Here is a 25,286-nt window from a genome sequence, read left to right on the forward strand (position 1 = left end):
AACTGGCGTCAGGCGATGAGTCGTTTTATTATCGAGTTCGAGGAACGACTCGAAAAGCACATTAACTAATGGCAGTTACACAGAATCTGTTACAGGCTCAGGGAGTCAGAAACTCCCTCTATTGTTTTATCTCTTTTATGCTATTAAAGCTGTCCCCTGTTCAAGTCAGGGTGGGCCACCATTTTTCCTAGAATTACCAGTCACCACTCGCTTATATCATCACGTTATCAGTTTTATCAAACTTAAAAAAAGCGTCTTTATTAAAACTGTAACACCAAATCTGTAGCCTAACTGCACTGTCTCTTTACCCATAGTTTGGTTCCCCTTAGATGAAGCACACCATGTCACGCCATACGTTTTATTCGCTGACGGTAACCTTCACCATTTTGTCTATTCTTGGCCAACTCTCTACCAGCATTTATAGCCCCTTCTTTTTTGACTTGGCTGCTATATACGACAGCTATGTGGGAATATTTGAAAAAAGCGTTGCCGTGTTTCTTATCGCGTTCTCACTTTCGCAGTTAGTGTCTGGTGTCGCCTGCGACTACCTAAACAAACAAAAGTTTCTACTGTATGGAGTCTTTGTATTCATCGCCGGTACGCTTACGGTGGCACTTGCCACCGAAGAAAATACCTTTCTTTTAGGAAGAGTCATTCAAGGCTTAGGCGGTGGGGTTGGCGTTTCAGTATCGCGCGGACTATCACGTCAGATATTTAGCGAAAAGCAGCTAAATGTTTCACTTTCATTTATCAACATTGCATTCGCTATCGCGCCAGCAATAGCGCCACTAGTAGGTACACTAATAGGCGAGTCCTTCGGCGTTTCATCTATCTTTTATTTTGTACTAGTAATGGGAGTATTCGCCTTACTTTTACTGCTTTCAATTTCCACCACCCTCAAACAGTATACGCCGACAATATCAGAGAACGTCTTTAGCGATACTTTAGCGCTTATTAAAACCACAATGATGAAAATCGTCTCAGTGGGTATGGCCAGCGGACTACTTTATGGCATTGTGTTTAGCTTCATTACCATCTCGCCGTCAATGATAATGCAGCAATTCGGACTCACGAAAACGATGTTCTCGATATATTCGCTTCTAGCTACGCTGTCTTTTGTGATGGGAAGCATAATCAATATTCGACTAGCCTCTGTTTCACCATTGTTTAAATTCAAGTATTCAAGCTTGTTTATCGCTGTGCTTTCAGTGCTTTTTTGGTTACTTATTTCCCCCTTCGCAATAAAAGGGTTAGTGGGTATTTTGACTTATTCCTATGTCACCTTCTTTTTTATTGGCATCGCAATGCCCTGCAGCGTAACTATCATGCTTGGCTACTCTGATAAATCCGCAGGCTTTTTAGCGGCACTAACCGGCTTTTTTCACCTAACAGGGGCAGCAATAGGCGCTTACGCGGTGACCTTAATTACCCTAGAACCTATCATTTCTTTTTGTTTGTCTTCTTGCGGCTTAAGCGTTGCAAGTATCCTCATCTGTACAACACTGAAGAGGAATTAACTAAGCTCTTGTACGGCAATGCCGTTGTAATGATAAAACGTACACCATTTAAGGTGTTTAATAGTGAAAATCGAGTCGTGTTGCCCATTTGATTTCTAAAATCCATCCCCATAATGATGAGGCTCCCGAAGTGGTTGAGGGTAATTATTGTTAAAAGGATATTAGAGCGTGTTGACCTTTGCTGTACATATTCGAGTCAATTCACATTGGTAGCCACATAATCGCAAAAGCCAGTGCCACCAAACTATGGTAGTTTCTGGCTATCTTATCATATCGAGTCGCTACGGCTCGAAACCTCTTAATTTTCAAAAAGGCATTTTCGACTAAATGGCGATAGCGATACATCGCCAATCAATATCATCATTACCCGTTTTACTGTTGGTTTTTCTTGGGATGACATGGTTAGCGTTACGACTGCTCACTAAGTCTCGAAAAGCTTGACTGCCGTAGCCTTTGTCTGCAACAACTACTTCAGAATCAGGTGAAGACTCAACCAGAGATTACAAATGATAGAATGATCTACATATTGGGTACCGCGAATTCAACCCCGAAATATATACTAGAACTCAAGTCATGCTGCCGACGGTGCTTTTAAACCTTTTAAGCGCTATAAGATAAAACGCACAGCCAATAGCTAAAAGCGCTAACAACTGAGGATAAACAACACTAATGCCTGCTCCTCTATACAACACGCCCTGGGAAGCCTCCACGAAATGGGTATTGGGCATTAGCAGCATTGCGCTTTGAATGAACCCAGGCATGCTTTCTCTTGGTGTTACCCCACCAGATAGCAACTGTAGGGGCAGTAAAACTAAGATAAGTAACAATCCGAACTGTGGCATAGATCGCGCAATGGTAGCCATGAAAATACCCATACTCGAAACGGCAAATAATTGTAGAGCAACAGCCACCATGAAAAGCCATATTTCGCCATTAATGGGGACGGATAGTACCCACTGAATAATAAAATAAACAGAAAACAAAGTAGTAACCCAAACCACTACTCCCGAGGCTAATATTTTAGACAGCATAATTTCACTGTCTGAAACTGGCATAGCCAGCAGGTGCTCTATAGTGCCTCGCTCTTTTTCTCTAATAAGCGCAGCCCCAGACAAAATTATGGCGATCATTGTTACCGCATTAATGAGCTCCATCACAGAACCAAACCAAAAACCTTCTAGCGCTGGATTAAATCGGGCTCGCATGATCAACTCGACAGGGTAATCGATGTCGGATTTATAACCCTGTAAATAAGTGTTCACTTCACTGGTGATTATTTCTGTGATGTAACCATTACCAGTAAACGCCTGGCTAATACGTGTTGCATCAACGTTGACCTGAACATCGGGCTGCAGCCCGGCCATAATATCTTTTTCAAATTCAGGGGGAATGGTCACAACAAAGGTGTACTTACCCGTGTCTAAATACGTGTCGGCCTCATTACTTTCAATAATATCTGGCGTTAAAAAATAAGGGGGGAAAAAGGCATCTATTATCCGCTTAGACATCTGCGAATTGTCGTGATCGACAAAGGCTATGGGCGCGTTGTGCAAAGATTCAGGTACCGCCGTGGCCGCCGTGTAGATGTTTACCGTAAACACATAAACAATAAGAATAAGCATGGCTGGGTCGCGCCACAAGCTCCAAAGTTCTTTTACACCTAGCTGGCCTACATTTTTAATATCCACGGTTCAGCGCTCCTGCTTGCGTAACAAAACAGTGGCAAGCCACAGTGTAATTGGTATAGAAATAGCTATGGCAAACACAGCAAAATCAAGGGTTTCAAAACCTAAACCTTTGCTAAATATTCCCCTGCTAGCAGTTAAAAAATAACTAATAGGGTGAAGCTCTCCTATTACGCGCCCCGCCCCTTCTAATGCAGAAACCGGTGTTATCATGCCCGCAAACTGTACGGCAGGTACCATAGTGCCAATAGTAGTAAGTAAAATAGCGGCAATTTGACTATTAGTAAAAACCGATGCCAACAAACCAAAGCTAGTGGAAAAAGTAACGAATAACAACGTTATAAGGCATAGCACTATCACATCCCCCTTCAGTGGGATATTGAATAGCCACACCGCCATTGCAACCAACAGCAAGAAGCTAACAAACGAGGTAGCGATATAAGGAAGTTGCTTACCCAACAAAAACTCTATGCGTGTAACTGGCGTAACATATAAGTTGATTATCGAACCCAGCTCTTTTTCGCGCACCACCGCCAACGACGTTAAAAGCGCAGGTATCATCAACAGCAACATGGGCATTACCGCAGGTACAATGGCCACCAAGCTGCGAACATCTGGGTTATACAAATAGCGTGACTCAACATTAATACTACTGGTCGACTGCACTTGGCTAGCTTGTGAGGCTTGCTGCAAAAGCCATTTCAGGTGAATACCTGTTACATAGCCCTGTATAGTTTCGGCTCTTGAAGGCATAGCCCCATCAATCCATGCCCCTATTTCCACTTGTTCGCCTTTATGCAGTTTTTGGCTAAATTCGGGAGGAATTTCCACAGCCAATGAAAGTTCTCCGCTTTTCATTCGCCTGTCCATATCGGCATAACTGGTAATAACTGGCTGTTCATTGAAATAGCGCGAACCCGATAACGCATTGCGATAGTTAAGACTAGTGGAAGTTTGATCGCGGTCGAATACCGCATAGCTTAAGTCATCGACATCCATAGTGATGCCATAGCCAATAACTACCATTAACACCATGCTGCCTAAGAACGACATGGTTAAGCGAATGGGATCGCGGATAAGCTCAAGGGTTTCACGCGAGGCGTAGCTTAACAATCGCCGTAAGCCTTTTGCTCGTTTATTCGGTGGCGTGGCTTTATCTGCGCTAACACCTTCTGGTGCGCTTTGCTCTGTGTTTTGTGTTTGGTTCTCAGGCGTTTGCGCCTCAACTAAATAATCGATAAACGCTTGCTCTAACGTATCTGCAGATTTAGACGCTTTTATGGCCTGCGGTGTATCGGTTACCAGCACTTCGCCTGCATGCATTAGGGAAATTCTATCGCAGCGTACTGCCTCGTTCATAAAGTGCGTAGAGATAAAAATGGTTACGCCGTCTTTTCGCGCCAGAGAAATAAGTAACTGCCAAAAGTTATCTCGGGCAACTGGATCGACGCCAGAAGTGGGTTCATCGAGTATTAACACTTCAGGTCTATGCACCATGGCCACAGCCAAAGACAGACGCTGGCGAATACCCAAAGGAAGGTCGTTGGGCAAGCTGTGTTGGTGATGACTTAATGCAAAGCGGTTAAGCATTTCGTCAACGCGGGAATTTAATACGCTGCTTGCTACTTTGAAGAGTTTGGCATGAAGCGTAAGGTTTTGCCGAACGGTTAATTCGGTATACAAAGAAAAGCTTTGCGACATATAACCTACGCGGTAGCGGGTGTTAATATCGTTAGCAACAAGAGGGCTGCCCAGCAACCATGCCTCGCCAGAGGTTTGCGGCAGCAGGCCAGTAAGCATTTTCATGGTGGTAGACTTACCACAGCCGTTCGACCCTAAAAACCCGAAAATCTCTCCTTTACCAATCGTGAAGCTAACGTTATTTACTGCCGTAAAATCGCCGAACTTCATAGTAAGGTTTTTAGCTTCAATCGCGGTTTGCATATGCTCACTAGCCTTATAAGGCTGCACAACTACGCTGCGATGTTCATGCTTTGCGTCTGCCGGCAAAAGCGCAATAAATGCCGCTTCTAAATTACTGGTTTGTGTTTCACTAAGCAGTGACCTCGGTGAGCCGCTCGCCAGTATCTCACCTGCATTTAACGCTATTAGATGATCGAACTGTTGGGCTTCATCCATATAGGCAGTCGCTACCAATACGGTAATATTTGGCTGTGTTTTCCGTATATCTTTAATAAGTGACCAAAATTGACTTCGGGCAAGGGGGTCTACCCCTGTAGTGGGTTCATCTAAAATAAGCAAGCGGGGATCGTGTATTAGGGCACAGCATAACCCCAGTTTTTGCTTCATACCACCCGACAACTTGCCAGCTGGGCGCGATAAAAATGGATAAAGTCCGGTTCGTTTGGTAAGGATATCTATTCGTGCACGACGCTGAGCACGATTGTGCCCAAAAAGTTTGGCAAAAAACTGTAAGTTTTCTTCTACAGACAGCGTGGGATATAAGTTTTTGCCTAAGCCTTGTGGCATGTATGCAATATCAGAACATATCGCGGCGCGGTGTTTTTCATCACGCATATCGCCACCAAGAACCTGCAACTGCCCCTTTTGCATAACTCGCTCACCAGCTATAAGCGACAGCAACGTAGATTTGCCCACTCCATCAGGGCCAATTACGCCTACCGTTAGGCCCGCTGGAATAGAAAGCGCAAGATTGTGAATAGCTGTGGTGCTTTTGTAGCGAACCGTTAGCGAATTGCATTCAATAATGTTGCCCATTAGTCGACAAGCTCAGGTAGGTCGCTAGGCCATTCAGCGGTATCGTTTAGCTTAACCCATACTTCACCCGGCAACCCTGTTTTCACTTTTTCAATGTGCTGCTTTAATAAGTTTTCAGGAATTTGCGCTTTAACCCTGAACATAAGTTTTTCTCGCTCACTTTGGGTTTCAACCGACTTAGGAGTAAATTGCGCTACGTCGGCAACGTAAGAAATGGTGGCCGGAATAGCGATGTCGGGCGCGGCATCTAGCACAATAAGGGCTTCGCCGCCCATAGTAAGCTTGCCCACCTGCGAGGCAGGCAAAAAGAATGTCATGTATACGTTTGTTAGGTCGACCAAACTAAGTACACGCCCACCTGCACCAACAACTTCGCCAGGCTCTACTACGCGGTATTGAATACGCCCATTACGAGGTGCTTTTAACACCATATCGTTAATTTCAGATTGGATTTGCGCAATAGTGGCATTAGCAGCGCTGACCGCTGCTTGTGCCGAGTAGTATTGCGCGCGTGAAGCTTCAATGGTGGCGTCAGCCGCTGTCAAACGAGCCTTAGCTGCATTTACCGCCGCCTTTGCGCTTTCAACATTGGTAAGGTTATCTTCTGCTAATTGTTTAGACACTGCGCCCGTTTTTGCCAATTCATTAGTACGGGCAGCATGAGCTTCAGCTGCTTTTAGCTCGGCTTTAGTTTGCAGCAGCGCGGCTTCAAGCGCTGACTTTTCACTTTGGCGCTGTGCAACAGCCATATTTGCAGCTTCTACCGCACTTTTGGCTTGCTGGTGCTGTGCCTTGGCCTGCTGAAGCTGGCTATTAATGGTGGTGGTATCAAGTTTGGCGACCACATCGCCCGCCGTTACTCTGTCACCTTCGCTGACATAAATCTCTTCTACACGCCCTGCTACTTTTGCAGAAATGCCAATTTCAGTAGCTTCAATGCGGCCATTCCCTGACACCACATCGACATTTTCAGGGCCACTGAAAACAGTACTAAAAACCACAATTAAAAACACAACGAACATAATGGATAGAATAAACGGCGTTTTTTTCACAGTGACGCTCCCTGTGGTTTATCAATAAAGGTGAAAAGTGGCGAAAGCGCCAAGGTTAATAGCTAATGTATACTGGGTGGTGTACTTTAAGCTTTGCGCTGGATCAAAGTTCTGGTAGGTTGACTATTTTGCCTATTGGCGTGTATGTCAATACTACCAGCGAACATGCGTTTACTGCCTTTGTGACCAGATTGCGCACCGCGCTTTCGACCCGAAGCCTTTGCAGCCGGTTAAAAGGAGGACATACCTGTACCATTAGAAAAGGAGGGACGTGAGGAATTACGACTGGTCTTATTCAGTCGGGTTTCGAGGTCGTTAGCTGGCCCGCCTACGCCCCGATTGGCTCGTTAGCCTCAGCTAGGGTCGTTACGACGGGTAGCTTTGATGTTTATTTCTAGCTTGAGATAAAGTCACTTTGGCAGGCTGCCGGGAGCAATTAATAGGAACCGCTAGATCATTGAAAAAATATAATTAACTGTTATTAGGGCCCTAGCTAACGGTTGCCTTTCAGGTAGTGCTATCAAATATCGCTAACATTTTTCACCTTATAATGCAAACCATTCTCATTAGCGTTGACATAATCTTTACAAAAGTTATTATGTACGCCGATTTAAAACACTAATATAAAACACACTCACAAAGGGACATCTCAATGAGAATGCGCCATTCAACTCTAGCCATCGCCGTTAATATAGGCATGGTATCTATGGTTTCTGCCAATGCAATTCCAGACTCCGATAACATCGAACACGTAGTTGTGACAGCCACTGGATACGAACAAAAATTGACTCAGGCACCTGCCAGTATTTCAGTGATTACAGCAGAAGACCTCAAAGCGCGTTCGTTTACTTCTCTTTTGGACGCGGTGCAATTTCAGGAAGGGATTGATATAGGTACAACGCGAGACAAAACAGGGCAAGGCAGCGTCAGTATGCGTGGCCTAACGGGTGAATATACCCTGCTACTCATAGATGGTCGTCGCCAAAATAACCATGGTGACATTTACCCCAACAACTTCGGTGGTAACGCCTTTAATCACATGCCGCCACTGGATACCATTGAGCGAATCGAAGTCATTCGCGGGCCAGCTTCTACTTTGTATGGCGCTGACGCTCTCGGCGGTGTTATCAATGTCATTACCAAAAAACATCGCAGCGAATGGGGCGGTAATATTACCTTCGGGCGCAGCCTGCAAACTAACAACGACTTCGGCAACGACATCACCACTGACTTTTCGGTAACAGGCCCGCTGATTGATAACGTATTGAGCTTGGGCATTCGTGGAAGTTTATACGAACAACAAGCGTCAACACCACAGTTGGCACCAGCGATTGATCCCAATGGTGTAGAGCACATACGATCGCTGGGCTTTGGCGGTGGCGGCCGCACCGTTGACAATAACAGCGAACACTATGGATTCAGCTTAAACTATACCGCAGCAGAAGGTCATGAATTTGGCTTCGACTACGACAACTCACACCAAGAGTATGACAATACGCCAGAATTCAACCTTGAAACTGGCGAAATCATTTACCCACTGGGTACTCGCGATAGCATTGAAAGTATCTGGCAGAGTCGTCGAGGCCAAGTGAATCCACGTGCTGGCTATGCGGCTGAACAAGAGTTTGACCGTGAATGGTGGGCCTTAACTTATGATGGAAAATGGGACTTTGGTACCCTTGCCGCCTCACTGTCTTTTGTCGACACCCAAAACAATGGACGTACTTTGCCGCTTAGCGTGTCAGAACGTCAATTGCTGCAACAAATGTACGATGGTACAGGCGATTATGAGGGCATAACTGAAGAGGCGCGTCGCGACCTCGCTGAAGATACTTTCTTACCTCGCCCTGCTCGCCCACTCGAAAGTCAACAATATACGTTTGATTTGCGTTTAGATATCCCTATTCAGGACGTTGTGGGCGATCACAACTTGGTATTGGGTACACAAGTTATTGACGGTGAGTTAAAAGACGGTGTGTTCGGTCTGGAGTCTGGCTCGCCTGGCGCAGTGCAGGAACAAAAGATGTACTCATTGTTCCTTGAAGATAACTGGAGTTTCATCGACGATATGACAGTGACCGCTGGTTTCCGTTATGACAATCACGATGTATTCGGTAGCCAGACTTCCCCTCGTATCTACGCGGTTTACAATATTTCAGATTATTGGACAGTGAAAGGCGGTGTTAGTACGGGTTATAAAACACCAGAAACTACCGATTTATACGATGGCATTACCGGTTTCGGTGGTCAAGGTACCAGCCCATTTGCAGGTAACCCTGAGCTCACGCCTGAAACGAGTGTTAACTCAGAGATCGCGCTGTATTGGAGTCGCGATGCCCACAGTTTCAATATTACCTACTTCAAAACTGATTTTGACGACAAGATCGCACGTGGTGATACGGTACAAAGTTGTGCGACAACCGGTGGCGTTCGCCCTTGCGTAAACTTAGGGGAATATGATGAGTTGGGTTATGACACCTATAGCCAAAACATCAATATCGACAAAGTAGAACTGCAAGGTGTGGAAATTGCGGGCCGGTATGGCATTACTGAAGATTGGTCGCTGTATGCCAACTATACGTGGACTGACAGCGAGCAAAAGAGCGGCTCTCAAATTGGCCTACCACTTACCAATACCGCAGAGCACATGGCCAATGCCAACCTTACTTGGGATATTAACGCCGACTTGAATGTTTATCTGCAAGCAGAGGTTCGTTCAGATAGATACCGTGGCTACGACTCTACGTTAGATCGCGAGCTCTATTTTAAAAGTTACACCATGCTGCATTTAGGTGCTCGCTGGCAACTCAATGAATACGTAGTCGTAAATTTACGAGTAAACAACTTACTCGATAGAGACTTTACCACTTACTCTGTGACCTATGACGATCTCAATGGCGATGGCCAATTTGAATATCTCACAGGCCGAGGCGTGACCAGTGAAGTGAACTTTACTGACGACTATAACGTTAAGGACAAGGCCAGAAACTTTTGGGCTGGTGTGACGGTGAGTTTTTAATTCATTGAATTAACAAAGCTTGCCAAAAGCGGTCGTGGAAAACACGGCCGCTTTTTCATTTTACGCCGGCTATTCAACAGCCTCTTGAGCAGCGTTTAATGGTGCTTTACGACGACGAGATTGCCCCAGCACCACACCAGGCAAAATTAAACCACACGCCATCAACTGACTACTTGTCAGGCTCTCATCCAGCAACCAAAAAGCAAATCCAATGGTATAAACAGGAATGAGATTGCTAAAAATAGTCGCCTTGGTCAGGTCCATTTTGGTAATCGCGATGTTGTATAGCAATGCCGTTGTAATGATAAAACTTACAACACTTAAGGTGTCGAATAGTGAAAATCGAGTCGTGTTGCCCATTTGATTTCTAAAATCCATCCCCATAATGATGAGGCTCCCGAAGTGGTTGGGAGTAATTATTGTTAAAAGGATATTAGAAACAATGAAACGTACTATTCTCGCCAGTATCTTTGGCGCGCTTTCTTTAAATACTTTCGCAGCTTCGCCTTCATATGACTTTGTTAAAGCTGGATACGTACAAGCAGACATTGAAGACGCAGGCGACTTCGAGCCTAGCGGTTTTCAAATTCAAGGCTTCAAATCACTTAACGAAAATGTATACCTGACAGGTCGTTATGGTCAGTTAGGTGAAGATGTATCTGGTGTTGATATTGATTTGGACTACGCGTCTGCAGGTGTCGGCTATAGATATGGTCTAACTCAGAATACTGACTTCTTTGGTGAAGTTACTTACGAATATGTAAATATCGATGTCGAACTAGACTCTATTTCGGGTGAAGACGACAATGGCTATGGCATTACTGCCGGTATTCGTTCAATGCTGTCAGAGCAATTTGAGCTTCGCGGTGCTATCCGCTATATCGACATTGAAGACGACGAAACAGCTTTTGAAATTGGCGCAGACTATTTCTTTACACCACAATTCTCTTTCGGTGCGACTTACGTTATCGCTGATGATGTTGACCTTCTAGGCGTATCTGCACGTTACACCTTCTAACACCTTTGATGGGTTAACGTACTCGCAACAAAGCCACGTTACACAACGTGGCTTTTTTATTGAGCTACGCAAACCAGTCTCTTTAGCCTTTTGGCTTAATGTGTTCGGGCGCTGTCGGCAGGTTAGCTGCTCCTTCCTGCTCAAGATTGAGCGCAGTAATTGGAAATGGAATGACAATCCCTTCTTCATCAAAACGCTTTTTAAGCATTTTTATGAAGGCGCTCTTTATGAAGAAGCGATTGAAGTACTCACGGGTTCTCAGCATTACTGTTAAGTTGATACTAGAATTGTCGAAAGTGTGAAACAGAACAAAAGGTTGATAAGTTTCAACACCAAACTCGTGCTGCTCTAGAATTGTATTGGCAACCTCTAAACATACGTTTTCAACATGCTCTAAATCAGAGCTATAATGCACGCCAACTTCAACAGGCACCGACAGTTCGCGTTCAGGGTAGTAGTAGTTAATCAACTTTGAATTAGACAACTTACTGTTAGGCATGATCACGATGTTGTTAGGTAGCATTCTAACCCACGTTGAGCGCCATCCTATTTTCTCAACAAAACCTTGTTCTCCAGAATCCAGCTCGATGAAATCGCCTATACGAATGGGTTTATCCATTACCAACTGAATACCCGAGAAGAAGTTTTCAAGCGTTGGCTGTAGCGCTAGTGCTACTGCGAGCGAAGTAATGCCTAACGATGCAACAATGGGTGTTACCGACACCCCCATGGTGCTTAATATAATCAAAATTGCTAATACAGCAAAAAGCGCTCTAACTGCTCCACCAGCAATTGCGCTAGTATTTTTAACTATGGTTGACTGGTCGCGATAACGGCTCAACGAGTAAGTGACAAAACGCTCGAAGAAGAGAAATAAAGTAATGATGAGGCCAGCTTCGATAACAATGGTTAGCGCTTTAATCGCCCCTTCATCTTCTATCTGAAATACTGAAACAATACTTTTAACCAACAGCAGGAAAATAACCCAGATAAGCAAATTAAGTGGGGCATTTAACGACAGCACAAGCACGCGATAGATATCAGACATACTGCTGTTTTCTGAACGCGCTTTAGCTTTCAAACGCACCAAAATAAGTCGTTTAACAATGAAGAGCACAATAACAACGCCTACTAATCCGGCTATTGCTATTGCCTGCTGGTTTTCAAGAAGTTGAGTGCTGTCCACGGCTGACGGGGCTCCTGCATATATAAGTAGGCACTTTTTATTTTAAGCTACACCTTAGTACGAGAAAGAAGAGGCAAAAGGTGCACCAATTGTTTGCTCGTATTACAAAGTCCATTGTACAAACTAGGCCTCAGGAGTTGCACCTTCAACTTGGCTTATATCTGCCAGAAGGAAAAAAGGGTCGTTGATTCAGTCCTATGACTAGTTTAAAAAGACGATCGCTGTAGTCTTCCGCACTTTTTTCATTAAACGCGTCACAGAGTCGAGCGGTGACTACTCCATTTACATAAATGCGAATACTCTTAAAGTTGAGGTTTATTTTTCAGCCAATGTTAACAGCGCTTCGTTATCGGGAAAGCGTTCAAGCCCCTGTTTTAGAATTATATTTGCCTTCTCGGGCATGTTGTTTTCGCGTAAAGCTAATACGTAGTTGTGAACATAAACATGTTGGTTCTGCCCTACTTCATAGCCTTTCTTAAACCAAGCCACAGCTTGGCTGTCGTTTTGCTCTAAGTAATAATTGGCAACCAAGAAATAACTTAACCAGTACGTTGGCCATGTATGCGACGCGGTTTTCAAAAACGCCAATGAACGCGCTTTATCTCCCACTTTAAGCATGTCGTAAGCCGCACTTACATAAGTGAACGGTGTCATCTCAGGCGAGGTTGCATTAGGAGGAACGGGTGCCAAATACCAGTAATTTCCTCTTCCCCACGTTCTTTCAAAAAGCTCAAGCGACATTTCGTGATTAGGCGTAAGACCGGTATGTAAAGTAACCGTCCCCTTATCACTATCGAACCCAATAACAACAGCGTAGTGCCATTGGGGTAATAACTGGATGGACAAATTTTGAAAAACAATCACTGGGATATCGTCTTTAACTAACGACATAATTGACGATAAAGTCCCTCGGTCAGAATATGGCAAAAAACCAAATTGTCGGGTAGCGCTCACCATTTCTAGTTGTAAACTCCCTTCTTTACTGGGAATGAATAACTTAGGCGCAATGTCATTTGGAGAGGTGCTTTCACCATAGTAACCAAACACTTCAGATAGTGTGGTAGGCCCGCAATAAAACTGTTCTTGGGGAAAAAACGGAACAGACTGAATAGTGTGAGATTCAGGTAAAGAGGCAAGTCCCTCTTGCCGCAACTTGTCAGCTTGAGGTGTAGACTGACAGCCTGAAAGCAAAAATAGAAGCGAAAGGCCTGCTAACGCGCAGGCCTTTTTAACTGAATTGATCATTCAATTAGCTGTTCACTGGACGAATAAATGGGTAAACGTCAGTTACACCAATTAGGTCCAAAATTGCGATAATAGCAAGTACGGTAAGCACTGCGCCCACAACGCCACCCGCTGGCGCTTGATTAATTTCATCATTTAATTGGGCAATTTCGCTGTCGGTCATGCCGTTGATTCTGGCGATAGCTTGGTTGCTATCTACACCTAAGCTAACCAATTTACGCTGCACGTCTGCACGATTAACCATGTCAATTAGCTGCTGCTTATTGTAGTGAGCGGCTTGAGTTTGCATTACGGAATCTGAGCTAATTGCTTCTGCATGCACGCTGCCAGACATTAAAACCGTTGCCGAAAAGCAACCAATCGCAATTTTTTTCAAAAATTTCATGATGTTTCCCTCTTTAAAATGCCCAGTTTTATTCTTCTTTTGCGTTACCTAACTCACGATAAACTAGAGTGAAATAAAACTTCGCACTGATTCAGCAGACGCATTTGCGCTCTGCGGTTTATTTTCAGTAGATAAGCACAGCAAGATTAAGACCAACTAAAAAGGCGTTTTTTTATAATAGACAGGGTTCCATTTTTTCTCTTTAAAGTAACGATTTATATGACCTTTATGCGAAAAATGTTGATCAAAGCTCTATTCGTTAATTTTGCATTGATGCATCACCGCGCGCTGACTTTTATGTAATATTTTCTTTATGCTGGAATTATTTGCTTGCCGCTAATTTAAAAAGAGCAACAAACAATAAGAGTCACTCTGTGGAATGAGCAAGTGTTTCGAAACGCCTATTTCACGCCTCATACTATACGGAGTTAAGTTTCAGGTGCAATTTTTGACAAAAACACGCAATAAAAGACAGTATCGGGGTTAATACTTTCTTTAGCGTTTGGGTGAAAAGCACATCAGCGCAAAAACTGTTCAAAATTCCCTCGACATGTAGCCCTCAATTCCTTATAGTGCGCGCGCTTTTATATATTAGTGAAGTGACAACCGCTTTCACTACTATCTCTTCTCATCGTTTTACCCCTGGATACCTGTTTTGATTACCACCGCAAATATCACAATGCAGTTTGGCTCTAAGCCATTATTTGAAAATATTTCCGCAAAATTCGGCAACGGCAACCGATACGGCCTAATTGGCGCAAACGGTTGTGGCAAGTCTACCTTTATGAAAATTCTAAGCGGTAAACTTACTCCATCGTCGGGCAACGTTTCTATGGCGCCAGGTACAAAGCTAGGTATCTTGAGTCAGGACCAATTCGCGTTTGAAGAGTTTAGCGTAGTCGATACCGTTATCATGGGTGACCGTGAACTATGGGAAGTTAAACAAGAGCGCGACGCCATTTACAGCAAGGCTGAAATGAGCGAAGAAGATGGCATGCGCGTGGCGGACTTGGAAACCCAATTTGCCGAGATGGATGGTTACACCGCCGAAGCGCGCGCTGGCGATATCTTAAACTCTGCTGGCATCGACGAAAGCTATCATTTTGGTTTAATGAAAGAAGTCGCGCCCGGTAAAAAAGTACGTGTGCTTTTGGCGCAGGCATTATTTGCCGAGCCTGACATTCTGCTTCTAGACGAACCGACCAACAACTTGGATATCTACACCATCAGTTGGCTAGCTGAAGAGCTGAACAAACGTAAATCGACCATGCTTATTATTTCGCACGACAGACACTTTCTAAACTCTGTATGCACGCACATGGCCGATATCGACTACGGTGAGCTGCGCGTTTATCCGGGTAACTACGACGACTACATTCAAGCTGCCATGCTCGTTCAAGAACAGCTTCATGCAGAGAATGCTAAGAAGTCAGCGGAAATTGAAGAGCTACAGAGCTTCGTAGCGCGATTCTCTGCCAACGCATCGAAAGCGAAACAAGCCACCTCGCGTGCCCGCCGTCTTGAGAAAATTGAATTAGCTGAGGTAAAAGCGTCTAGCCGTCGTAAGCCTTATATTGTGTTTAACCAACATAAGAAACTTCACCGCCTTGCAATCACACTTGAAGACTTAGGCCATAGCTACCCAGATCTTCCGTTATTCGATAACGCGAACTTGCTATTAGAAGCTGGTCAGCGCTTGGCGATTATTGGTGAGAACGGGGCCGGCAAAACCACGCTTTTGAAGTGTTTGGTTAATGACATTGAACCTACCGCAGGTAGCTATAAGTGGGCTGAAAACGCTGCGATTGGTTACATTCCGCAGGATAACGCTAAATACTTTGCCGAAGATATCACTATGTTTGAGTGGATGAGCCAATGGCGTAGCCCCAAACACGATGACCTGCAAATAAAAGGTATGTTAGGACGTTTGCTATTTACGTCTGACGACTTCAACAAACGCGTGCAGGTATGTTCTGGTGGTGAGAAAAACCGTTTGCTGTTCGGAAAGCTAATGCTTCAAGACATCAACGTTTTAGTAATGGATGAACCCACTAACCACATGGACATGGAGTCGATTGAAGCCTTGAACAATGCGCTATACAAGTTTGATGGCACTGTTATTTTTGTTAGTCACGACCGTGAATTCGTTTCGTCACTGGCGACGCAAATCATCGAAATTAAAGACAAGAAACTGAATCACTTCGATGGAAACTACGAAGAGTTTTTGGCGCATAAAGAAAACGCGTAATTATATATCGATGCCTTCATCAATAGATGAAGTGAGCCACATAACAAAACGGGCACTTATTTAAGTGCCCGTTTTTTGTTTCAGTATATTAAAAGCTTACTGACCAGATAAATACTTGCCAACCGCTGTCGCTAAGCGGTCAAAGTAGTTAACAATCGTATTTTTAATTGGCGCTAACTCTTGTTCTGTTATTTCATCAAAGTTATCTGGCGGTGTGAAATCTTCAACACGCTCATTTTTTAGCGCATCATCTCGAAATTCGGTAAACACTGGCAGCGTTAAGATATCAACTGGCTTGTCTAAACGCTCAATACTAACGTTAAAGCTTGCCGAAGCAATATAGTGATCGGTACCCAAAAAACTACGCGTAAACAGTCCGAACCCTTTGCTTTGATGCTCTGAACATCCATACGTACCGCACTCGGTAATAGCCACCGTCGGCGCTTCTTCAACGATAATCACAGTGGCAATGCCTTTGTCTAACAACGATTTTCTTAACGTGTTTTGTTTGTCATTGAACGCCCCATTATTTCCTTCACCCATCACAAAATCTAGGGCGCCTGCATCGTCAACCATAGAAGAGATATCCACCGCAGTGAAACGACTGTTTTGCTCAATGGCTTTTTTGAATGTGCTATACAGCGTGTTGTTCAATTGCCAGTCGTAGCTATATTCTTTCGTAAAATTGTTAAATTTAGTGGTACCGATATGCGTGTGAGTGGGAAACTTTTTAGCGCTAACCCATACCCCAACTTTTTGTTTTGGTGGCGCTACTGGCTTGCTAACTGGCTCTTTAGTCGATTCGCCTTTCGTGGTTCCATCATTTACGCTGTCGCCATCTTGCACCACATCTTCTTGCTCTGTGCTTTCAGTTGGCGTGGCTTCCTCGCTATTAGGTTGAGAAGGAACGCTTTCGCCAGAATCCATACCTCGTTGCGTAACACACCCTGCAGCCAACATTAATACGGCTAACAGAACAGTAAACTTTGTCACAAACTTCATAACACTTCCTTATTTCAAAGCCATTTAAGTTAATACTAAATTTCTACCTAAAAGACCATTCTCATATTACTGAAAACGTGGGTCAGTGCATTGGCGGAATTAAGCAGTAAAAAGTCTGCGCGCTGACCTTCGGTAATGCTGCCTATGTCACTCGCTAGCCCCATAAATTGAGCCGGCGTGGCACTCGCCATTTTGCTCGCATCTTCTAACGTTACACCGCAATCATTGTGCGTATTCAAAACTGCGCTATGCATATCTAAGCACGAGCCAGCCAGTGTTTTGCCGTCTGGCGTAGTCAGTTTATCGCCATGCCTAACGATCTCGGTATTAAAAAAGTGAAGACGCTCAATATCACTGCCCACATGCGCCATAGCATCGGTAACCAACATGGCGCGGTTGGCAGTTTTCACGTTTAATGCCAACTCAGCACTTTTGCGGTGTAAGTGGTGATGATCGATAATAAAACCACAATATACTCTGTCATTAAGCAACGCGGCACCAACGGCCCCTGGCTCCCGGGAGGTTAATGCAGACATAGCGTTGTACAAATGCGTAAAGCCTGTAGCTCCCGCGTCGATAGCCGCCTGAACTTGCTCATAGCTGGCATTGGTGTGCCCAATTGCAACCACAACTCCTTCAGCAACCATTTCTTTTATGAAGCTAGTACTCACCGTTTCTGGTGCGACCGTAAGTAAGACTTTACCAATGTCTTTGCGACATAAGGTTGCAAGCTCTACGTCAGAAGGCGTTCTTATAAATTGTGCTTCGTGCACGCCCTTTTTTGCCTTGCTCAAAAAGGGCCCCTCAAAGTGAATTCCTTTTATTAACGCTTTAATGCACTCTGGGCCGCCCGCCATTACTTCCGCAATGGCATCCGCCGCCTGAGCCATTGTTGAAGCATTATCGGTAATGATAGTTGGCAACATGGACGTTGTGCCGAAACGAAGATGAGCCAGCGCCATGGTTTCTACTATAGCGGCAGAAGGGCTATGGTTAAAAAGCACACCACCACCGCCGTTCACTTGCGTGTCGAAATAACCGGGAATGAGCTTTCCGTTGTAAATACTACTGAGCTCTGCTGAGGTCGCATCGCTAATACTGACTATCTTGCCGCTATCAGCTGTGATTGTCTGGTTTTCAAGCCAACCTTTTGGCGTTAAAACCTGCTCGACAGTAATCGATTCTTTCATTCGCTTTTTACTCTTTTGGCAAAGCTGATAGCGCCATATTCAGCACTTTTTAGCGGCGCTGTTAAATTAGAAGAGATAGAAGGCGAAAGTAAAGGCGTGTAAACATCAGCAAGGCCACCAACTAAACATAGCGGCAATGTAGAAGCCTGATTAATCAATGCTTCACCCAACTGATTGAGGTAAATTGCTCCCTTTCGAATAAGAGAGGTCGCGGCGGCACACTGGTCTCGATAAGCCTGTATAACCACTGGGGCAATATCACCAAAATCTGCAGCGTTGTAATTTGCCACCAAGGTCACTAATTGCTGAGGTGACGCTAAATTAAGGTGCTCACAAATTCGCTTCTTTAGTTCACTAACGGGCTCTACGCCGTCATAAGAAAGCAGTACATGCTTTATAGCTGATAAGCCCAACCACGCACCACTTGCATCATCGCCAACTTGCAGGCCGTAACCACCTTTGTCAGTGAACACACCCTTGTCGTAATGGGTTGCCGCTGAACCTGTACCGCAAATAATAAGGGCTCCAGACTGATTATCGTGCGCGCCCAAACAAGCGGCGTGTAAATCACTTATTACCACGGTATCGGCAAATGGGTTGTCTAACGCCAAAAAAGACTGCTTTGCTTGAGGAATATTCGCCCCTGCCAATCCGGCAGCTAGCAACACTTCTTCGCATGTAATCGGCAACGCAGCACTTTCTATTGCGTCTAACGTTGCATCTATTACCGACCCCATTGCTTGTTCGGGGTTGGTCATTATATTTGCAGGGCCTGCCGCCCCTTCACCTAATGTATTGCCATCAATATCTTGCAACAATGCACGGCACCGGGTGCCACCACCGTCAATACCCACTACATATTTGTAACTCACGGGTTACCTGCTTCTCTAAACTATTCAATACAACTTGTTGTATGCACTTTACCACACCGATTTCACAGAATAACTTGCTTTCTTGCCAGTAAAGCAGCCTTTCACGTTACCTGAAGACCCTTATACCATTAATCCGCATAGATAATTGCCCACTCAGAAGCCGCTGTAAAAACGTACAGGTTAGCTCAATAGGCACAAGCGAATATGATCGAAGAACACAGCAGAGCAGTATCTTGATTAAAAAGGAAATTTACCTATGAATTTAAAAACCGTTATTGGCGCAATAACTCTAGCTTGTATAGGTGTTAGTTCTACTCCTGCTTTTGCACAACAAGCTGGCGCTCAACAGCCTCAGGGTTGGATGTGGGGTTTTGGCGTCGCAGCATCGCAAGATGTATATACCGACTTTGATAATCGCGTTGTTCCTATTCCTATTATCGGCTACACCGGTGAAAAGTTACGCGTTTACGGACCATTTATTGGCTATGAACTTTTTCGCGAAAGTGGCTTTACTCTTGACGCTCAGCTTGTCCCGATATTTGCAGGTTATGAAGAAGATGACAGTGCCGTATTTACAGGTATGGACGACAGAGATTTTAGCTACGCGGCCGGAGTTGGGCTTAACTACAACACGGGTAGCTGGGTTTATTCATTGTCAACCAATGCCGATATTCTTGGTAAGTTTGATGGCTACCAAGCGTCCGCCCGTATCGGGAAAAGGTTTAGAATAAATAACGTCATGATCGAGCCGTCTATAGGCGTAAACTACCAAGACAGCAATTACGTCGACTATTACTACGGCGTACGCCCTGAAGAAGCCACAGCATTTCGAAGTGCATATAACGGCGATAGCGCGCTCAATACGGAAGTACGCGTTGCCATCTCGACCCGACAGTTTCTGGGCGGCATGACCCGTTTAGAAGTTGGCGCCACCTTCTTTGACGATAGCATCAGCGATAGCCCGCTGACAGACGATGATACCGCGCTTAACGCCATGCTGGTTTATACACGCTTTTTCTAGACTATTGCTAATAGCCTACTCTACAACCGCGTGGATAGATTAAATACAAGGTGCTAGCATCAAAAAGCCCTCATGTAAGAGGGCTTTTTAATATTGAGTTGATGCGTTTCGCTACGCGGGCTTTTTAAACGCTAGCGTTTCCCACAGTGGTACCGTAGACAAACTATGTTTATAGCTGCCAGATGTCTCTTTGGTGCTGTAAGACAAATAAATCAGCGTTTTTGAGTCGGCATCGTAAATTCTTCGAAGCTTCATGTTTTTGAAAAACACGCTCTTAGATTTTTTAAAAATTACTTCACCTGAATCTGACTTATCAATGGCGTTTAACATCTCAGCCGTAATAGGGCCGGTTTGTCTGCACGCGATTGAACTGTCTGATGGGTCCGACAAATCAAGGTTCGCTTCAATACTTGAAATATGGCAGGTTACACCTGTCACGATGGGGTCTTGAAGCGCATCAATTTTAATGTCTTTTGTGGTAAAAAGACCAAGAGACACATCGCCCACTTCGCTGTCGCTACAGCCTGCCAACGTAAACACCGACGCGGCGAGTAAACCCAACACAGTGCTTTTCGCAAAAGAGCCGCTCTTAAATCTGCCTTTCATAGAAGTATGATTCATAGAAGTACGAGCCTCGTATGAACTTAACCAACGTCCATTTGTTTTCATATCATTCCCACCTCTACTCTATTGATGATCTTTATTTGTTTACTCGAAATACCGAGCCTGTGATCATTTTAGCCTAACAGGTTTAACTGTGTCTTATCCATAAGGTCGTGCTGCTTAATAAGTTGCTTTGCCTTTTCAATGTCTGGCGCAAAATAACGGTCTTTGTCGTAAAACGGCACTTGGTCTCTTAGTAGCTGCATCAACACTTGGAGCTTTTCGCTGGTTTTAAACGGCTTCCTGAAATCTAACCCTTGGCAGGCCGCTAACCACTCAATGGCCAATATACCTGCCACGTTATCGAAAATATCTCGTAAACGCCTCGCGGCGAAGGTAGCCATAGACACGTGGTCTTCTTGGTTCGCAGACGTAGGCAACGAATCGATAGATGCGGGGTGCGCCAGGGTTTTGTTTTCACTAGCAAGCGCCGCACAGGTAACCTGCGCAATCATGAAGCCCGAGTTTACCCCACCATTTTCAACTAGAAACGGTGGCAAACCACTTAAATGCGTATCAATCATTAACGACATTCTGCGCTCCGACAGTGCGCCAATTTCAGATAGTGCAATAGCCAGCATATCTGCCGCCATCGCCACGGTTTCCGCATGAAAGTTTCCGCCAGATAGAATATCGCCAGTTGACGTATCATCGTCATCATTATTTTCAACAAAAACCAACGGGTTGTCGCTTACCCCATTAGCTTCCACCACCAAAATCTCTTGGGCATAGCGCATTTGCTGTAAACACGCTCCCATCACCTGTGGCTGGCAACGCAGAGAGTACGGGTCTTGTACTTTTTCACATCGTTGATGTGAATGACCAATCTCTGAGGTGTCTAGCAATGTTCTAAACGCAGTGGCCACATCGCTCTGGCTTTTGTGGCCACGCACTTCGTGGATCCGCGCGTCGAACGGCACGCGGGAACCTAACGCGGCCTCAACAGTAAGCGCACCAATACCAATAGCACTATGAAGCGCATTTTCAGTATAAAACAACCCCTGAAGTGCAAACGCTGTCGAGGCTTGCGTGCCGTTTAACAGTGCTAAGCCTTCTTTGGGTGCCAGCGCAATTGGCTGCATACCCGCAATTTCAAGGGCTTGGGCTGCACTAATTCTCTCTCCTTTATAAAACGCTTCCCCTTCCCCTAACAGCACCACACTCATGTGTGCTAAAGGCGCTAAGTCGCCGCTGGCGCCTACCGAGCCTTTTTCAGGAATGGCGGGATAAACCTGTGCATTAAACAAGGTAATGAGCGCTTCTATTACGCTGAGGCGAATGCCAGAGTAGCCACGGGCCAAGGAGTTAATTTTTAACAGCATGAGCAGGCGCACAGTATCTTCTTGCATAAAGTCGCCCGTACCGGCCGCGTGCGATAACACAATACTGCGCTGTAATAGCTCTAACTCATCAACATTAATACGGGTATTAGCCAACAAACCAAAGCCAGTATTGATACCATAGACCGTACGGTTCTCTTTAATAACGTTAAGCACCACACGCTCAGCGGCATTTATAGCGGGTATAGCACTTTCATCTAACGATAAATGAACGTGGCTTCGATGTACTTCCCGTAACTGATCTAACGTCAATGTACCTGGCACAAGATTAAGTTGCTTAACACCACCGTTTTCAGTAAAAAAAGACGAATGCGACATGACTATTTCTCCCCGCCAAAGCTTTTGTTCGAGCTTGAATGAGTGCCTGTTCTATCGGGGATTTGGTTATTAGCCACGCTATTGACCATGGGAAGATCCAAGCTGTGCTTGGCAGCACAGTCTTTTGCAATGTCGTAGCCTGCATCTGCATGACGCATTACGCCCGTGGCAGGGTCGTTATGAAGAACCCGAGCAATACGCTCAGCCGCTTCGTCCGTACCGTCACAAACAATCACTACACCCGAGTGTTGGCTAAAACCCATTCCTACACCGCCACCATGATGAAGGCTTACCCAGGTTGCACCACCCGCTGTATTTAATAGGGCGTTCAGCAGCGGCCAGTCCGAAACGGCATCTGAACCATCGAGCATGGCCTCTGTTTCTCTATTGGGTGAAGCTACCGAACCAGAGTCGAGATGATCCCGCCCAATCACAACTGGCGCGCTTAGCTCGCCACTGCGAACCATTTCATTAAAGGCAAGCCCCAGCTTTTGTCTTTCACCCAGCCCCACCCAGCAAATACGCGCGGGCAGGCCTTGGAATTGAATGCGTTCTTTGGCCATATCTAGCCAGTTATGTAGATGGGGGTTGTCGGGTATAAGCTCTTTAACTTTAGCGTCCGTTTTATAGATATCTTCCGGATCGCCTGACAGCGCAGCCCATCTGAAAGGCCCTATGCCCTGACAAAAAAGCGGTCGTATATAGGCAGGAACGAAACCTGGGAAATCGAACGCATGCTCAATACCCTCTTCTAGCGCCATTTGTCTAATGTTGTTGCCATAATCAAGAGTAGCAGCGCCAGCTTGTTGGAAACCAAGCATTGCTTTAACTTGCAGCGCCATCGACTGTTTAGCACTTTTCACAACACCCGCTTCGTCTTTTTTACGCTGCGCCTCTGCTTGATCTAGCGTCCACCCCACTGGTAGATAGCCATTCAACGGATCGTGCGCACTGGTTTGGTCGGTCACAACGTCGGGAATAATCCCTTTCGCTAGCATATCGGGAAAGACTTCAGCAGCATTGCCTAATAGGCCAATTGATACAGGCTTCCCAGCTTTTTTGGCTTCCTCAAGTAGTTGCATGGCTTCTTCTAACGATTGCGCTTTTTTGTCCAAATAGCCCGTGCGAATTCTGAAATCTATGCGAGTTTCATCTACCTCCACAGCTACCATTGAAAAGCCAGCCATGGTTGCAGCTAAAGGCTGTGCTCCGCCCATACCGCCCAAGCCACCAGTCAAAATCCAGCGTCCTTCAGCGCTTCCTTCAAAATGCGTTTTGGCCACACTAACAAACGTTTCATAAGTACCCTGGACAATGCCTTGCGAGCCTATGTATATCCATGACCCTGCGGTCATTTGCCCGTACATCATCAAACCTTCTTTATCCAGAGCGTTAAAGTGCTCCCAGTTTGCCCAATGCGGTACAAGGTTAGAGTTAGCAATTAACACACGAGGTGCATTTTCGTGAGTGGGAAATACCCCAACAGGTTTGCCTGATTGAACCAGCAACGTCTCATCAGTATTTAAACGCTTGAGTACTTCTACAATTTTGTCGTAAGACGCCCAGTCACGGGCCGCACGCCCAATACCGCCGTAAACCACCAGATTTTGCGGATGCTCCGCAACGTCTGGATCCAGGTTATTCATTAACATGCGAAGCGGCGCTTCAGTTTGCCAGCTCTTCGCATTTAGCGTACTGCCTCTTGGGGCACGTATTTCTCTTGTAGGGTCGAGGCGTTTCATAAACTTCTCCTAGGCATATTCTTACGTTTGCTGATTTGTTTTTTATTAGGAAGTGTCATCTTTTTAGAAAGTAATGAGTTGCTAGCGCCTTTGGCGCAATGACACTTAGAACTCCAAGTGTCCTCCCAAGCGGTATCGACTGCCTGGGTGATACAGCACCGCGTGGCTAACCACTGCGCTTGAACTCGCTTTTGGACTATTATTCACGGATGTATCTGACGTAGCCTTTAAGCCGTTCCCTAACTGGGCATTCGCCGTCGAGGGCTCGCCAATATTGCTCTCATCGCTGGTTATTGCGCTGGGCACTCGAGAGAAGGTTCGTCGAGTAATCTTCAGACACGGCTCTTTAGGCTTAATCAATAGTGCTTGTGCAATATCTTTTTCAACAACCACAGCTTCTACGCTGTGATCGGCTTGTGAAAGGGGCGCGACCTGATTCAAATAAAAGTTTGCAGTTTGAGCTTTAAAATCTTTATCTAAATAGTCGTTAATCCATGCAGGGTTAACCCACCTGTCTTCATACTGCACGGGTAGGTTGTTCTCGCAGTGTACGATAATGCTATGAAATACTGGCTCTCCCACATCGATTCCCAGTCGTTGAGCAATAGCATCACTGGCTGGCGAGGTTTCCAACACTAATATCTCGTTAGTGTATCTATGCCCCCGTTGCTCTATTTCATCGCGAATACTTTTGATCTCAAGCATTGAGCTCATAGGGCGACTATCTGACACAAACGTGCCTATCCCCTGGCTGCGCATCAAAATGCCCTCGTCCACCATTTCACTTAACGCTCTTCGCGCAGTCATTCGGCTTACACCGTGCTGCTGGGCAAGTTGGTTTTCTGAAGGCACTTGGCTACCCGGCTTCATCTCACCACTTTCGATGGCATCCAAAATTGCTGTCTTAATTACTCTGTACCGAGGTTGCATATCGTGGCCATTCACAATTAAATTGTTAATAATATGCTAACAGCATACTTGTATATACAAGTATGCACAAGTACACTGAACTCAAAATTTACACTGCGTTTCAGTAAAGATTCT

Annotated in this window: 19 protein-coding genes and 1 pseudogene; 5 read left to right on the forward strand and 15 right to left on the reverse strand. The window is 45.2% G+C overall.

Features of this window, described 5'->3' with window-relative positions; translation table 11 throughout:
* The first annotated feature begins 341 nt into the window (after positions 1 to 341).
* Positions 342 to 1,517, forward strand: a complete 1,176-nt coding sequence (locus tag BIZ39_RS12475) for an MFS transporter (RefSeq protein WP_262385757.1) — start codon at positions 342 to 344, stop codon at positions 1,515 to 1,517.
* Positions 1,518 to 2,083: 566 nt separating this feature from the next.
* On the opposite strand, the gene BIZ39_RS12485 is transcribed toward BIZ39_RS12475, so the two are convergent.
* From BIZ39_RS12485 to BIZ39_RS22295, 4 genes and pseudogenes are all read right to left on the reverse strand, one after another.
* A complete protein-coding gene (locus BIZ39_RS12485) occupies positions 2,084 to 3,205 on the reverse strand; it encodes an ABC transporter permease (protein ID WP_187447119.1) in 1,122 nt (373 codons plus the stop codon).
* A 3-nt stretch (positions 3,206 to 3,208) separates the two neighbouring features.
* Positions 3,209 to 5,941, reverse strand: coding sequence for a ribosome-associated ATPase/putative transporter RbbA (gene rbbA, locus BIZ39_RS12490; RefSeq protein ID WP_061484848.1), 2,733 nt, complete (start codon positions 5,939 to 5,941; stop codon positions 3,209 to 3,211).
* Positions 5,941 to 6,993, reverse strand: coding sequence for an HlyD family secretion protein (locus tag BIZ39_RS12495; protein WP_053103809.1), 1,053 nt, complete (start codon positions 6,991 to 6,993; stop codon positions 5,941 to 5,943). The genes rbbA and BIZ39_RS12495 overlap by 1 nt, the downstream gene beginning before the upstream one ends.
* Before the next feature lie 146 nt (positions 6,994 to 7,139).
* Positions 7,140 to 7,378 (reverse strand): annotated as a pseudogene (locus BIZ39_RS22295) (DUF6444 domain-containing protein); the annotation flags it as partial.
* Positions 7,379 to 7,690: 312 nt separating this feature from the next.
* Here BIZ39_RS22295 and BIZ39_RS12500 point away from each other — a divergent pair.
* Entirely contained in the window at positions 7,691 to 10,012 is a 2,322-nt protein-coding gene (locus BIZ39_RS12500; RefSeq protein WP_230962272.1) for a TonB-dependent receptor domain-containing protein, read from the forward strand.
* A gap of 69 nt (positions 10,013 to 10,081) precedes the next feature.
* On the opposite strand, the gene BIZ39_RS12505 is transcribed toward BIZ39_RS12500, so the two are convergent.
* A complete protein-coding gene (locus BIZ39_RS12505; protein WP_081106129.1) occupies positions 10,082 to 10,561 on the reverse strand; it encodes a DMT family transporter in 480 nt (159 codons plus the stop codon).
* Between BIZ39_RS12505 and BIZ39_RS12510 the strand changes: the two genes are divergently transcribed.
* Positions 10,455 to 11,030, forward strand: a complete 576-nt coding sequence (locus tag BIZ39_RS12510) for an outer membrane beta-barrel protein (RefSeq protein ID WP_061484841.1) — start codon at positions 10,455 to 10,457, stop codon at positions 11,028 to 11,030. The two genes, BIZ39_RS12505 and BIZ39_RS12510, sit on opposite strands and share 107 nt — an antisense overlap.
* Before the next feature lie 82 nt (positions 11,031 to 11,112).
* Here BIZ39_RS12510 and BIZ39_RS12515 read toward each other — a convergent pair whose 3' ends face one another.
* From BIZ39_RS12515 to BIZ39_RS12525, 3 genes are all read right to left on the reverse strand, one after another.
* Entirely contained in the window at positions 11,113 to 12,216 is a 1,104-nt protein-coding gene (locus BIZ39_RS12515; protein ID WP_061094348.1) for a mechanosensitive ion channel family protein, read from the reverse strand.
* Positions 12,217 to 12,531: 315 nt separating this feature from the next.
* Positions 12,532 to 13,461 (reverse strand): PA2778 family cysteine peptidase, encoded by a 930-nt coding sequence (locus tag BIZ39_RS12520; RefSeq protein WP_187447121.1) that lies wholly within the window; start codon positions 13,459 to 13,461, stop codon positions 12,532 to 12,534.
* A 4-nt stretch (positions 13,462 to 13,465) separates the two neighbouring features.
* A complete protein-coding gene (locus tag BIZ39_RS12525) occupies positions 13,466 to 13,846 on the reverse strand; it encodes a PA2779 family protein (protein ID WP_187447122.1) in 381 nt (126 codons plus the stop codon).
* A 655-nt stretch (positions 13,847 to 14,501) separates the two neighbouring features.
* On the opposite strand from BIZ39_RS12525, the gene BIZ39_RS12530 reads away from it, so the two are divergent.
* Entirely contained in the window at positions 14,502 to 16,094 is a 1,593-nt protein-coding gene (locus BIZ39_RS12530) for an ABC-F family ATPase (protein ID WP_039230708.1), read from the forward strand.
* Between the two features lie 96 nt (positions 16,095 to 16,190).
* Here the strand turns inward: BIZ39_RS12530 and BIZ39_RS12535 are convergent, their stop codons facing one another.
* Genes BIZ39_RS12535 through BIZ39_RS12545 form a run of 3 tightly spaced genes read right to left on the reverse strand, consistent with a single transcriptional unit; the run spans position 16,191 to position 19,158 of the window.
* Positions 16,191 to 17,096: a hypothetical protein gene (locus BIZ39_RS12535; RefSeq protein WP_187447123.1), complete on the reverse strand. Its 906-nt coding sequence runs from the start codon at positions 17,094 to 17,096 to the stop codon at positions 16,191 to 16,193.
* A gap of 47 nt (positions 17,097 to 17,143) precedes the next feature.
* Positions 17,144 to 18,286, reverse strand: coding sequence for an N-acetylglucosamine-6-phosphate deacetylase (gene nagA / locus BIZ39_RS12540; RefSeq protein ID WP_187447124.1), 1,143 nt, complete (start codon positions 18,284 to 18,286; stop codon positions 17,144 to 17,146).
* Positions 18,283 to 19,158, reverse strand: a complete 876-nt coding sequence (locus tag BIZ39_RS12545) for a BadF/BadG/BcrA/BcrD ATPase family protein (protein WP_187447125.1) — start codon at positions 19,156 to 19,158, stop codon at positions 18,283 to 18,285. The genes nagA and BIZ39_RS12545 overlap by 4 nt, the downstream gene beginning before the upstream one ends.
* A 256-nt stretch (positions 19,159 to 19,414) precedes the next feature.
* Between BIZ39_RS12545 and BIZ39_RS12550 the strand changes: the two genes are divergently transcribed.
* Positions 19,415 to 20,179, forward strand: a complete 765-nt coding sequence (locus tag BIZ39_RS12550) for a MipA/OmpV family protein (protein WP_049589038.1) — start codon at positions 19,415 to 19,417, stop codon at positions 20,177 to 20,179.
* Positions 20,180 to 20,290: 111 nt separating this feature from the next.
* Here BIZ39_RS12550 and BIZ39_RS12555 read toward each other — a convergent pair whose 3' ends face one another.
* The 4 genes from BIZ39_RS12555 to BIZ39_RS12570 form a co-directional block, all read right to left on the reverse strand.
* Complete coding sequence (locus tag BIZ39_RS12555) at positions 20,291 to 20,785, reverse strand: CreA family protein (RefSeq protein WP_230962271.1); 495 nt, start codon at positions 20,783 to 20,785, stop codon at positions 20,291 to 20,293.
* A gap of 131 nt (positions 20,786 to 20,916) precedes the next feature.
* Positions 20,917 to 22,500, reverse strand: coding sequence for a histidine ammonia-lyase (hutH, locus tag BIZ39_RS12560; RefSeq protein WP_049589036.1), 1,584 nt, complete (start codon positions 22,498 to 22,500; stop codon positions 20,917 to 20,919).
* A gap of 2 nt (positions 22,501 to 22,502) precedes the next feature.
* Positions 22,503 to 24,242, reverse strand: coding sequence for a urocanate hydratase (gene hutU / locus BIZ39_RS12565; RefSeq protein ID WP_049589035.1), 1,740 nt, complete (start codon positions 24,240 to 24,242; stop codon positions 22,503 to 22,505).
* A 105-nt stretch (positions 24,243 to 24,347) separates the two neighbouring features.
* Complete coding sequence (locus tag BIZ39_RS12570; protein WP_187447126.1) at positions 24,348 to 25,172, reverse strand: UTRA domain-containing protein; 825 nt, start codon at positions 25,170 to 25,172, stop codon at positions 24,348 to 24,350.
* Positions 25,173 to 25,286: the final 114 nt, after the last annotated feature.

It is taken from the genome of Alteromonas sp. BZK5 (assembly GCF_014349115.1).
Taxonomy (GTDB): Bacteria; Pseudomonadota; Gammaproteobacteria; order Enterobacterales; family Alteromonadaceae; genus Alteromonas; species Alteromonas macleodii.